The following is a 13259-nucleotide window of genomic DNA, read 5'->3' as shown; positions in this document are numbered from 1 at the left end:
ATTTTATGAATTAAATATTTGTTCCAGTATCTTTTTTGTTATAACGTATGTCGGTTTAACACCTGAAGCTCCTAAACCCCCAGATGCTAATGTGCTACCCGTTTCTAAAGGGTTGTCACTAGCATAGTATGCATATCTTACTTTTACATCTTCGTTAATGCTACCTCTCACTTTTGATGCCGCTTGGATTGCCTTTTGATAATGCGCCCCTTCCATTTCCAAACCAATGACATTCCATGTGGAGTTCTTAAAGAATTTTAAAATCTCTTTATTTTGAAGTGATGTACCCAAAACAGTAACCATTGTGCCTTCAAAAACATCAACTCCGCAATCTAGCAAATCGTTTTTACTTAGTTCGTTTTTAAATGGATAATTATCTGCAGTACCTTCAAAAATATGTGCTGAAGGAATCATAACGTCTCCTTTACCTCCTTCTAGAATACCTGCTTTTCCCATTATTGAAATGGATCTCACGTCTAAATGCACTTTCTTGCCATCCGCTTTTATTGGCTTTAAAAACTCATCTAAGGTCTCATAAGCCTGTTCACCAAAAGCATAATCCATAACAAAAATAACTGCTTTATCGTCCTTGCTAGACTGATTATATTCGAAATCTGTTTTAGTAAAATCTATACTGTCTGTATCAAAAACCTGAACGTCTATGTTGGTGCCAGAGGCATCTTTAATATACAGCATTCCGTTTTGCAACGCTGATTTTTCTACTTTATTGCGTAATGCTCCATTTTTTGAATTACTCAATGTTTCAAAAACCTCGAAAATATCTTTTTTAGCCTCAGCTCCCTTTAATGTGCCTTTTGCAAAAATAGAATTCATCACGCTGTGCATATTAGCACTGATAATATGAATTGGACGCTCCAATAGTCCATTCTTATGCAAAACAGCTTTTATGTTGTCTGCCCATATTTCACCATGAATATGATGACCTAAACGCTCTCTTAGAACTGGACTGAATGTTATTGTCCTTTTGTTTCCGTTTACGACTTCTTCAATGGCTAACTTACCTAGCCAATACACAATATGAAGTAGTCGCTCAGGTTGATTATCAGTAGCAAATTTTGGATAAGCTTCAGTTAATTCGTTAAAGGTCCTTCCTAAAATATTTGCAGTATGGGTTATTGCTATTTCTCGTTCTTTCTGAGTCAGTTTTTTTGTTGAGCTTACAGCGTTTTCCAACTTCTGCCAGTCTCTAACTGTTGCGCCTTCCTCATTAATAATAATACGTTTGCTTATTTTATGAGACTCTACAAATAGAAAGGTAAGGTGGGTTAGAATATCATAAATTTCAGATCGTCCCCTAGTAATCTCAATGTTCATTTGCTCATCATCAATACGATAGCAATTACGTCGTCGTTTTGGTGGAATTATAGGTTTAAAATGTGAATTGGCATATCCCTCGTCACTTGTTAAGTTTATAAATGTACACTCTTCTATGCCTTGAGGCAAGCGGTCAATAACATAAAGTAAGCCTTCGAGCTCCGCTTTTTCTTCGGCTATTGAGCCATAAATTTCTGGTCTTAATAAGAGCAATGCCTCACGTAAAGTCTCTCCCGAAACTCCCATTGGTTTATAGAATCCACGATTAAACAAGTGACGCATAGTTATATACATGCGTTCTATAGCATTAGAACTTTCTTGTGCTCTAGTTCTTTTATGTCTTCTCTTGGTTGTGCTCATATGCTATTTTAACCTGCAAATATAGCTTTATTTAGTTAATTGTAGTTCGTGTATTTTATCGGCAATTTTTCTATCATTAGATAGTCTGGGTATCTTATTTTGTCCTCCTAATTTTCCGATGGATTTCATGTAATTATGAAATCCATCCTTCTTAACTCTAGTAATCCTCAAGGGTTTTAAGACTTTTCCCTCTATTAAATCTAAATAATAACTGTTTTGCGATTGAAGCGATTGCTCTAATTTTTGAATAAATTCTAGCTCATTTTCTGGCTCTTTTTCAAATTCAATAAACCACTCGTGATATGGTAACCCTTTTTCGGGATTAATTTGTGGTGCTACTGTAAACTCGTTAACAGCAATAGACGTATTTTCTGTTGCTTCTTTTAGTGCTTGTTCTACTTCTTTGCCAATAACATGTTCCCCAAATGCCGAAATAAAATGCTTAATCCGACCACTCACAATGACGCGATAAGGACTCAATGATGTAAATTGTATTGTGTCGCCAATGTTATAAGCCCAAAGTCCTGCTGTGGTTGAAATAATCATTACATAATTTACGCCTACCTTTACATCTTTAATCGTGATGCGTTTGGGATGCGCTTCAAAAAAATGGTCCGCTTCAACAAACTCGTAAAAAATACCAGAGTTTAACTGCAGCAGCATCCCTTTTTCATCTTGTTTATCTTGAAAGGCAAAGAAACCTTCGCTTGCCGGATACAATTCTATACTATCTACTTTTCTACCAATGAGATTTTCAAATTTTGCACGATAGGGTTCATAATTAACACCCCCAAAGATGAACAGGTTGAAATTGTTGAAAATATCACCAACTTTTTTATCTGCTTTTTCAATAAGTTTCTCAAAATACATCTGTACCCAAGACGGAATCCCAGAAATGATGGTCATATCTTCATTGATAGTCTCTTCTACGATAGCGTCTACCTTGGTTTCCCAATCTTCAATACAATTGGTGTCGAGACTTGGCATTCTGTTTTTTTGAAGATATTTAGGTACATAATGTGCTACGATCCCCGATAATCGACCAAGTTTAATTCCGTTTTTTTCTTCCAGTATCGGACTTCCCTGTAGAAAAATCATTTTACCATCAACAAATTTTGAATGTCCTGTTTCATAGATGTACATTAAAATAGCATTTCTCGCCGCTTCTACATGTGTTGGCATACTTTCCTTGGTTATGGGAATATACTTTGCGCCAGACGTTGTACCAGATGTTTTCGCAAAATAAATGGGCTTTCCCCTCCAAAGAATGTTTTCTTCTCCTGCCACAACTCGCTCTACGTAAGGTTTCAACTCTTCATAATCCCTTATCGGAACTTGGGATTTAAAATCTTCATAGGTCTTAATCTCATTAAAGTTATGGTCTTTCCCAAAAACGGTATGTTTTGCTTCAGAAATTAAATTTTGAAATACTTTTTCTTGGGTTTCAATAGGTTTTGAAGCCCATTTCTTAATGCGCTTTGCAACGTATTTGGCAAATGGTTTAGATAGTGCTGCTTTAACTGATGGCATTACTGAAAATCAATAAAGTTAGTTGGATTTACAGGATAGCCCTTACTCCAAAGCTCAAAATGAAGATGTGGCCCTGTACTTAACTCGCCTGTACTGCCAGACATTGCAATAACTTCACCCGCTTTTACTAAATCTCCTTGGTATTTTGTAATGGCGGAATTGTGTTTGTAAACAGATATCAGTTCTTGATTGTGCTCTATAATAATTACATAACCTGTCTCTACAGTCCACTCAGCAAAAATAACAGTACCATTGGCGGTAGCCTTAACTGGTGTGTTTGCTGCGACGACAACATCAACCGCGAAGTGTTTTTCTTCAATATTGTAGGCTTCTGAAATGGTTCCGTTAACTGGTGGAAATAACACAAAACTATTTTGATTCGTTGACGCTTCAAACAAATTATATTTATCTTCTTTTTCTACTTTTTCTCTTAGCAAGGAGTCTTCTTTATTTGTGGTAACCTGAAGAATATCAATATCGCTTTGGGCAGCTTTGATTAACGAGTCTCTATCAAAATCTACCGTAGCAACGTCGCCCGTTAAAACCTTTCTTATTGAGGCATAATAGCGTTTATTTAGTTCTAATTCTTGAACAAGGGAATCGGTTTTGTAATTTAATATCGAAGCTTCTTTTTTAAGTTTTGAAGAAGAATACCCTGGGATATATTCTCGTAAAGGTGTAAAAGCTATCAATAGAATGGTGAAAAACACCAACAAAATTGCGGATAAAGATGTTAATACAAAGACATTAAGGCGAGTGAGTTTAATAGCAAAGCGCTCTTCAAAAGTATCTTCGTTAAGGATAACCAAACGATACTTATGCAGAAGTTTTTTCGCAAATTTCTTTTCTTTTTTTTTCTTTTTCGCCATCAAAACAAAATTAATTAAAATAGTGAAATAGCACTACTGTAAAGTGCTAAAGTTAGATTTGTAACGTTATAATTAAACTATAATTACTAACTTTGTAGTCTAAATTTTTAATTATGACTTTAAGCATTGTTCCATTAGCAATTGGCGCACCTCAAATAATTCTAATTGTAATTGCCATTTTATTACTTTTTGGAGGTAAAAAAATCCCTGAATTAATGAGAGGATTAGGAAGCGGCATCAAAGAATTTAAAGACGCAAGTAAAGACGATTCCACAGATAATAAAGAAAAAGAAAAATAATATTTCTTTAGTTAAGATAAAAAAGCCAACATTAAATGTTGGCTTTTTCTATTTAATAGTTATCGATTTTATTATAGATTCCAGTTCAAAAACAAAATCTCTTTTGTCTAATGATGGCGCATAGATATAACCATCTGCTATAACATAGCGGTTGTTAACTTTATCCTCTATGGCATAGGTAATAAATGGCCCAGCCATGGTGTAACCCACCATTTCCCAAAGTCCTCTCACTTCGTAAGCTGGTTTGTTATCTATAATGGTATTGAATAAACCTGGGGCGTAAGCATCCTCAACGGCCATATATATGCCATCTTCACCAGGAATCTTTGTTTTTGTAATCTTGTTACGCATGTTCACAATATCGACAATAGTGCTATCTTCTTTTGAAATGGTTTCCATTGGCACTTCGTAAAGCATTAACTCAATAGTTTTGGTACTGCTCAAGTTTTTTCTCACCCAGAAAAATTTATCCTCTGCTTTAGAGATTCTGTATACCGAAGGAACGTTGACCGAAACACCCATACGCTTTTCTATTTCGCTAACATCTAATAATGATTTGTTTATGCGTTTTTGTTTTTCCTTAACTTCTTCTTTATTAAAGGCATCAATAATTTTTACCTTATTTTCAGTTAGTTGGTTTATAATGTCTTGGTTTGTTTTTCCACTTACTATGACTACGGTCTGCGGTTTTGCAAAAGCTTGGTTGGCAATTTTCACTGTAGATTCTTCTGCGCCTTTTTCAATTTTAAGTATAATTCTACTTCGTGTTGTAAAACCATCAAAAACTTGTGGGGGAATTTGTTTTAAATTGAACATAGGTTCATCTACAGGCAAACCTGTTAAAGGTGCGGCAAAAATAGTTCTGATGGATTCACCCACACTGTTTTCCCACAAAATGTTGTCAACTACAACAGAAATATGATTGAGTTTTCCGTTAGATTCGGGTAAATACGTTTGATTATCTTCTTTTTTACTATCCCCACATGCCAGCAATAGCATGCATAAGATTGTGGTGTATAAAGCTCTCATGAGTATAAGTTTTGTTGGTATTATTTATTGAGACACAATAAGTGTCATTCCTATTTTGAGTTTATTACCACTAATATCGTTCCAATCTTTGATATTTTGAACAGAAACTCCAGAAAATTTTTGAGCAATACTCCATAGCGAGTCCCCAGACTTTACTTTATAGGTCTGTTTGCCTTTAGAATTAACCGTTTTTTTTACTGTTTTAGTCTGTGATGTAGCACTAGGGGTTCTTGGGTAAATGGTAAGACGTTGACCAATTTTAAGGTTATTGCTTCTTAGTCCGTTCCAGCGTTTTATCTGGCTAACACGCACTCCGTACCGTCTTGCAATCTTCCCCAGATAATCACCGCTTCTAACACGATACCTAACTTTAGTATCTGCATTAAAAAGTTGCGGTAGTGGTTTTTCGCGCTTATCAAATTCAGCTTTTGCAAAGGCATAAATTTTATCTTCATTTGTAGTAAATATACCTACAGCTTCTCTAGGCAATCGTAAGACATAGGTTTTTCCATCTACTTTTGGTATAATATCTAATTTGTATGAAGGGTTTAAAAACTGAAGCTCCTCAATATTTACGCCAGTAGTTTCTGCTACCTGATCTAAGGTAATCATTTGCTTTACATGGATAGTATCGGTTTGTATATGCTGAAAAGGTGGTCGTTCTGGTTTAAAGCCGTGTTCTTCAGCGAATTCAAAAATATACATAGTGGCCAAAAAAGCGGGTACATATCCTGCAGTTTCTCTTGGTAAATTTTGCCTAATATTCCAATAGTTTTGATAACCTCCCGAGCGTCTTATGGCTTTATTTACATTTCCTGGACCAGAATTATAAGCTGCTAATGCCAAATCCCAGTCACCAAATATTTTATATAATCGTGACAGATATTGTGCGGCAGCTGTAGTTGATTTTATGGGGTCGCTTCGTTCATCCACATAACTACTTACATCTAATTTGTATTCTTTCCCAGTAGTAAACATAAATTGCCATAATCCTGTGGCACCTACTCTAGATCGTGCTCTAGGTTTTAATGCAGACTCTACAATCGATAAATACTTCATCTCAAGCGGAATATTGTAATTGTCAAATTCGGCCTCAAACATTGGGAAATAGAAATGACTCAATCCCATAAGTTTTTCCATAGATTTTCTTCTATACTTTAAATACCGTTTTATAACACTTTCTAATGACGGATTATATTCTACATTAAAAGGGGTCTTGGCATTTAGACGTTTTAACCTAGCTTTAAGTGTATCGGTAGTTAACTCTGGATAATCGACAGGCTCATAAGTTAATTCAGTAACTGATTTGTAAATCGTGTCAAAAAGGGAGTTACTGTACAGTTCACCTAACCATTTTTGATCTAATTCTGCAGCTTCTGGCAAATCTTCTAAGTTTTTGATACCTAAAGAATCTAATTCAGCAGGAATTGTTTTACTATCAACCACAGATTTGCCATCAATAGGCGAGCCATTAACTTTTTTTGTTTCAGGGACAGGTTTTACAATAGTATCTGTTTTAGTTTGAGAATACCCAAAGCACACAGTTATATAAACTAATGCAGATAATACTGTCTTAATTCTCATAAATATTAATTTGATATTTATTTAAACGCTCAAGGGTCTAAAATAGTGCTTTTTAGAGATTTAGTCTAAAATTGCGGCAATTCCCGGTAAAGTCTTTCCTTCCAAGCTTTCTAGCATTGCACCTCCACCTGTACTGACGTAACTCACTTTGTTTTCAAAACCAAACTGCTTAACGGCCGCAACCGAGTCACCTCCACCAACAAGAGAAAATGCTCCATTTTTAGTTGAGTTTGCAATTGAATCTCCTAAAGCAACGGTTCCTTTTGCGAAGCTTTCCATTTCAAAAACACCAAGCGGTCCATTCCAAAGTATGGTTTTACATTGATTAACAACAGCATCAAAATTTTCTAAAGACTTTGGTCCTGCATCGAGACCTTGCCATCCATCGGGGATTTGGTTTACATCCACAACTTGTGTATTGGCATCGTTACTAAAAGCATCAGCTGCAACAACATCTACTGGCAGGTGAATTTTCACATTTTTAGCTTCGGCCTGTTTTATAATATCTAGAGCTAATTCCATTTTATCATCTTCACAGATGGAATCTCCTATTTTTCCACCTTGTGCTTTAATAAAGGTGAAGGTCATCCCACCACCAATAATAAGATGGTCAACTTTGTCTAATATATTTTCGATCACAGTGATTTTTGAAGACACTTTCGCACCACCAAGCACTGCTAAAACAGGTTTTTCTCCATCTTCCAATACTTTCTTTATGCTCTCAATTTCTTTAGCCAATAAATGCCCAAAACATTTTGCTTCAGGAAAAAATTGTGCAACTATAGTTGTAGATGCATGTGCTCTGTGCGCAGTTCCGAAAGCATCATTAACATAGATATCACCTAGCTTTGAGAGTTGCTGAGCAAAATTTTTATCGCCTTTCTTTTCTTCTTCATGAAAGCGTAGATTCTCTAATAACAATATTTCGCCCGGCTGTAAAGCATTTGCTTTTTCTTCAGCTTCTTCTCCTACACAATTACTGGCAAACTTTACCTCAACACCTAAAACATCTTCAATTTTTGGTACAATATGTTTCAAAGAAAATTCTTCCTGAATGCCTTTTGGTCTTCCCAAATGTGACATCAATACACAGCTTCCGCCATCTTCGAGAATTTTAATAATCGTTGGTTTTGCAGACACTATTCTTGTCGCATCTGTTACTTCAAAATTAGCGTTTAGCGGTACATTGAAATCTACTCGGATTAAGGCTTTTTTATTATTGAAATTGAAATCGTTTAGTGTTTTCATCTATTTAAATTTTTGAAAAACAAATATAAGCCCATAATGGGCATTTGGCAAACAGAAACCCATTGCCATTTTAAAATTATAACAAATATCAATCTCTAGGTGTAAAGTTTTGTAACGGTAAAATATTGCATAGTTTTGCGATATGTTATTTTCTGACGTTTTAGGGCAAACGCATATTAAAAATCATCTTACAACTAGCGTTGATGCAGGCAGAATTGCACACGCACAGTTGTTTGTTGGCCCAGAAGGTTCTGGTACATTGCCAATGGCTCTGGCTTATGCACAATATATACTTTGTGGCAACTCCAACGGCGAAAATACTGGTGGTAACGACTCGTGTAATTTAAAGTTTAAAAACTTTTCGCATCCCGATTTACACTTTGCTTTTCCGGTTACAACAAGTGATAAAGTAAAAAGTAAGCCCGTTTCTAATTTTTATTTAGAAGAATGGCGACAACTTCTTAACCAACAACCCTATGGTAATCTGTTTGATTGGTACAAATTACTTGGCGTTGACAATAAACAAGGGCAAATTGGTGTAGACGAGGCTCATGAGATTGTAAAATCACTGACGCTCAAGGCTTACGAGGGCGGTTATAAAGTGATGATTATATGGATGGCCGAAAAGATGAATACCGCTGCAGCTAATAAACTTCTTAAGCTTATTGAGGAACCGCCAGAAAAGACGATATTTCTTCTTATTGCAGAAGATGAAGAACAGCTTATAAATACCATTAGATCGCGTTGCCAAGTGCTTCATTTTCCCCCTTTAGCCGAAAAGTCTATTGCTGATGCCCTAGTAGCAAAATACCATGTTGAAACTGCTGTTGCCAAAAAAATTGCGCATCAAGCTAATGGAAACTTCAATAAAGCTTGTGACCTCATCTATCAAGATAGTGAAGATATTCAATTTGAAAAATGGTTTATCCTTTGGGTAAGATCTGCATTTAAAGCCAAAGGGAATAAAAGTGCCATACACGATTTAATTTCGTGGTCAGAAGAAATTGCAAAAACGGGGCGTGAAACCCAAAAGAAATTTTTAGCCTTTTGTTTGAATTATTTTAGGCAAGCACTGTTACTTAATTACAAAGCTGATGCCTTGGTTTACATTGAACCCACAGTAGAAAGTTTTAAACTCGAAAAATTTGCTCCCTTTGTTCACGATTTTAATATTTTAGAGATTTCAGACGAACTACAAAACGCTATTTATCATATTGAGCGCAACGGAAATTCAAAGATTATTCTTACGGATTTGTCCATTAAATTAACAAGGTTATTGCATAAAAAAAGCCAAGCATAAGCTCGGCTATCGTTAATGTTGTGCAAGTGTTTTATTCTTCAGAGCTTGACTCAGCTTTTGCTTCATCTTTATTTTCATCTGAATTTGCATCTTCCTTTTTAGTGTCATCGTTTTTTCCGTAACTCTCATTAATAGCTTTTGTAACAGCTTCAGTAATATCTTTTGTTTCCTCTCCATACATTACACTACCCGCTTGATTTTTTCCAAGAATAAATGTATACCCATTACTTTTCCCGTAATCTTCTACAAAGTCATTAACTTTTAATATTACAGAATCCATCTCAGTATTAAATGCTTGCTGGATAATTTGCTGCTCGTACTGAATCTGCTGTTGTAAAACTTGTTGTTTTTGTCCGAGCTCCTGGTACTTTTCTTGTTGTGCTTTTTTAGACATTTTTGATGATGCCATCTGAAACGCCTGAGCTTCGATTTGAAACGCTTTACCTATACTATCCGTTCTCTTTTTAAAGGCTTCGTCTTTTACCTTATATTCTTCTTCAAGATCAATTTTCATTTGGTAGTCATTAATTACTTTTCCATTATCAATAAATGCGACTTTTTCTTGATCTTGACAAGATGAAAATGATACTACGACGATTAAGGCTAAAATTATTTTTTTCATGATTATATGTTCAAATTTAATTTTTGCAAATGTATAAAAGTTAGCTTGTGATTTAACTAATTTTTTAACTATAGAAAAAATCTATGTTTAGTTGCTTACGTTATTTTAAAAATTTATCGAAAATAAATCAAAATAAAGCGTTTTAAGCCCTTTTCTTTTTCAATCCTTGTAATATTGCATTTGAAGCAATATTGATTAAACCTGTGTATTTGAATTAAGAATTTTGATGTTTTAATACATATATGTGAGAAGAATACTCTTTGGTGCGTTTTGCTTTTAAGTTTGAACGCCAACCTATCCAAAATGCTTTAATCGGATTCATAAATCCTGATCTATATTTTTCAGAAAGTAAACAGACATAATAAGAATCAAAAGTCATCGGTAAAGTTTTCATTAACACCATATTTTCTTTTTTGAAAAGCTCTTTAATAGAAGTTTTAGAAAAGTGCCAGAGGTGTCTTGGCACATCATAAGCCGCCCAAAAGTTTTTGTAATACTCTGCATCATAACTTTTAAAATTTGGAACCGCAATGACCAAAGTGCCATTTGGTTTTAAAAGATGCTTAAACACATTTGTATGCATTTCTAAATTTGGTAAATGCTCTAATACGTGCCAAAGTGTAATAACATCAAAACTGTTTGCTTTAAGATTGGCTAAATGTTCTATTTCAAAAACAGAATTGTTGGTTTTTGAGTTTGCAATTTGCCTTGCATTTTTGTTGGGCTCTATTCCTGATATTTGCCAATTATCTTTTTGTGCGGTTTCTAAAAAATCGCCTGTTCCACATCCAATATCTAAAAGCGTTCTTTTATTGGCTGTTGAACTTTTTAGAACAAATGAATTGATCAGTTTCATTTTTCGCTTTAAAGAAATGACACGAACTACGTGATAGACTTTTTCTAAAAGATTTCGTTTGGTATCCGTATGTGAAATGTAGTCTTCACTTTTATAATATTCTGAAAGTTTTTCAGACTTTGGTTGCGGATAGGTTTCCAGCATATCCAATTCGTCATTGTACAATAACTGAAACTCTTCACCTGAAACAGAATGGTCTTTTACGTGGAGGTATGTTGGTTTGTTATTCATTTAATTAGACTACGGGCTAAATTAAGAATGATGGCTTTTTTTATTTTCAGATTAAAATGTTCCACGTGGAACATTTTAATCTACCTTCCTAAATACACCAACAAAACCGAAACATCATTGGGCGAAACCCCACTAATTCTTGATGCTTGGGATATAGTGACGGGTTGAATTTCAGTAAGCTTTTGTCTTGCCTCCATACTCATGGACTTAAGCTTGGAGTAATCAAAGTTTGATGGAATCTTTACGTTTTCGAGACGGTTCAATTTGTCTGCATTGTTCTTTTCTTTCTCTATATAGCCTGCGTATTTTACCTGTATTTCTGTTTGCTCAATAATCTCAGCATCCAAATTATTCGCTGTAATATATTCGTCCACAGAATGCACTTTACGCATGTCTTCTATGGTGATATTTGGCCGGGCATATAACTTAAACATCTTATCCTGCTGTTTCACTTTTGCCGAATTCTTAGATTCTAAAACAGGGTTTATCTCATCTGGCTTTACACTTGTGTCTTTAAAAAACTGAACAAAAGCATCAGATTTTGATTGTTTTTCTTCCATTCTTTTTAATCGTTTTTCAGAAGCCAGTCCCAATTCATAGCCTTTGGGTGTCAACCTGAAATCTGCATTATCCTGTCTCAACAATGTTCTATATTCCGCTCGCGATGTAAACATGCGGTATGGCTCTTCTGTGCCTTTAGTGATAAGATCATCTATTAAAACGCCTATGTAAGCTTCGTCACGCTTTAGAGTAAAAGCGTCTTTTTCCTGAACTTTAAGGCTCGCATTTATACCTGCCATTAGGCCTTGGGAAGCCGCTTCTTCATATCCAGTAGTCCCATTAATTTGTCCGGCAAAAAACAAACCATCTACTAATTTCGTTTCAAGAGTATGCTTTAGTTGTGTTGGTGGAAAATAATCGTATTCAATAGCATAGCCTGGTCTGAAAAATTTTACGTTTTCAAAACCTTTTACAGATTTAAGCGCATTGAATTGAACATCTTCTGGTAAAGATGTTGAGAAGCCATTTACATAAACCTCAACGGTATTCCAACCTTCTGGCTCCACAAATAATTGATGCCTATCTTTATCAGCAAAGCGATTGATTTTATCCTCAATTGAAGGACAATATCTAGGGCCCACACTTTTTATTCTGCCATTAAACATTGGAGAACGGTCAAAACCCTCACGAAGCAAATCGTGTACTTCTGGACTTGTATAAGTCATATGACAAGAACGTTGCTCTTTAAGCGGTTTGGTAACATCTATATAAGAAAACTTTTCTGGGTTTTCATCTCCTGGCTGTTCGATCATTACAGAATAATCTAAAGATCTTCCATCAACTCTTGGTGGCGTTCCCGTTTTCATTCTACCAGAATCAAAACCCATTTCTATAAGCTCTTCTGTAATTCCTGTTGCAGCTCTTTCGCCTGCTCTTCCTCCTCCAAAGTTTTTATCTCCGATATGAATTAAACCATTTAAGAAGGTTCCATTAGTTAAAACAACAGTTTTGGCTTTTACCTCTATCCCTAAAGATGTTTTTACCCCAACAATTTTATCCTTTTCTATAAGTAACCCAGAAACCATTTCTTGGTAGAAATCAAGATTTGGTGTATTCTCCAAAAGCAATCTCCAATCTTCGGCAAAACGCATTCTGTCGGATTGCACTCTGGGACTCCACATTGCGGGGCCTTTTGATTTGTTAAGCATTTTGAATTGAATTGCCGACGTGTCGGAAACAATACCGCTATAACCTCCAAGTGCATCAATCTCTCTTACAATTTGCCCTTTGGCAATACCACCCATAGCAGGATTACAAGACATCTGTGCTATGTTCTGAAGATTCATTGTTATTAGCAACGTTTTGCTTCCCATATTGGCAGCAGCAGCAGCAGCTTCACTACCAGCATGACCAGCACCAACTACAATAACATCGTAAACCTCGTTAAACATAATTCTATTCTTATTGTTCCACGTGGAACATCATTAAATATCTA

At 35.3% G+C, this 13259-nt stretch carries 11 protein-coding genes; 2 read left to right on the top strand and 9 right to left on the bottom strand.

All coding sequences use genetic code 11. The features are described from left to right. Positions 1–3: 3 nt before the first annotated feature. From KCG49_RS08120 to KCG49_RS08110, 3 genes are read right to left on the bottom strand one after another with little or no spacing between them, the layout of a single operon-like run. Entirely contained in the window at positions 4–1695 is a 1692-nt protein-coding gene (locus tag KCG49_RS08120; protein WP_218545716.1) for a DUF6909 family protein, read from the bottom strand. A gap of 27 nt (positions 1696–1722) precedes the next feature. Further along, positions 1723–3225: a GH3 auxin-responsive promoter family protein gene (locus tag KCG49_RS08115; protein WP_218545715.1), complete on the bottom strand. Its 1503-nt coding sequence runs from the start codon at positions 3223–3225 to the stop codon at positions 1723–1725. Beyond that, positions 3225–4094 (bottom strand): M23 family metallopeptidase, encoded by an 870-nt coding sequence (locus KCG49_RS08110; protein ID WP_218545714.1) that lies wholly within the window; start codon positions 4092–4094, stop codon positions 3225–3227. The genes KCG49_RS08115 and KCG49_RS08110 overlap by 1 nt, the downstream gene beginning before the upstream one ends. 113 nt (positions 4095–4207) lie before the next feature. Between KCG49_RS08110 and tatA the strand changes: the two genes are divergently transcribed. Next, positions 4208–4393, top strand: coding sequence for a twin-arginine translocase TatA/TatE family subunit (gene tatA / locus KCG49_RS08105; protein ID WP_218545712.1), 186 nt, complete (start codon positions 4208–4210; stop codon positions 4391–4393). A 48-nt stretch (positions 4394–4441) separates the two neighbouring features. Here tatA and KCG49_RS08100 read toward each other — a convergent pair whose 3' ends face one another. Genes KCG49_RS08100 through KCG49_RS08090 form a run of 3 tightly spaced genes read right to left on the bottom strand, consistent with a single transcriptional unit; the run spans position 4442 to position 8254 of the window. Next, the gene (locus tag KCG49_RS08100) at positions 4442–5422 is read right to left on the bottom strand and encodes a DUF4837 family protein (RefSeq protein ID WP_218545711.1); all 981 of its coding nucleotides are present in this window, start codon (positions 5420–5422) and stop codon (positions 4442–4444) included. A 24-nt stretch (positions 5423–5446) separates the two neighbouring features. Continuing rightward, a complete protein-coding gene (locus tag KCG49_RS08095; protein WP_218545709.1) occupies positions 5447–7006 on the bottom strand; it encodes a LysM peptidoglycan-binding domain-containing protein in 1560 nt (519 codons plus the stop codon). 60 nt (positions 7007–7066) lie between these two features. Next, entirely contained in the window at positions 7067–8254 is a 1188-nt protein-coding gene (locus KCG49_RS08090; RefSeq protein ID WP_218545708.1) for a phosphoglycerate kinase, read from the bottom strand. 142 nt (positions 8255–8396) lie between these two features. Between KCG49_RS08090 and KCG49_RS08085 the strand changes: the two genes are divergently transcribed. After that, complete coding sequence (locus tag KCG49_RS08085; RefSeq protein ID WP_218545707.1) at positions 8397–9554, top strand: DNA polymerase III subunit; 1158 nt, start codon at positions 8397–8399, stop codon at positions 9552–9554. Between the two features lie 31 nt (positions 9555–9585). On the opposite strand, the gene KCG49_RS08080 is transcribed toward KCG49_RS08085, so the two are convergent. The 3 genes from KCG49_RS08080 to mnmG all read right to left on the bottom strand — a co-directional run bounded on the left by KCG49_RS08080 (position 9586) and on the right by mnmG (position 13215). After that, entirely contained in the window at positions 9586–10176 is a 591-nt protein-coding gene (locus tag KCG49_RS08080) for an OmpH/Skp family outer membrane protein (RefSeq protein WP_218545706.1), read from the bottom strand. Between the two features lie 214 nt (positions 10177–10390). Next, on the bottom strand, positions 10391–11263 hold the full coding sequence (locus KCG49_RS08075; protein ID WP_218545705.1) for a class I SAM-dependent methyltransferase: 873 nt from the start codon (positions 11261–11263) through the stop codon (positions 10391–10393). Positions 11264–11343: 80 nt separating this feature from the next. Then, positions 11344–13215, bottom strand: coding sequence for a tRNA uridine-5-carboxymethylaminomethyl(34) synthesis enzyme MnmG (gene mnmG / locus KCG49_RS08070; RefSeq protein ID WP_218545704.1), 1872 nt, complete (start codon positions 13213–13215; stop codon positions 11344–11346). Between the last annotated feature and the right edge of the window lie 44 nt (positions 13216–13259).

The organism is Winogradskyella luteola, assembly GCF_019203985.1.
Classification (GTDB): Bacteria; Bacteroidota; Bacteroidia; order Flavobacteriales; family Flavobacteriaceae; genus Winogradskyella; species Winogradskyella luteola.
This window is presented reverse-complemented; position numbering and strand designations above follow the sequence as displayed.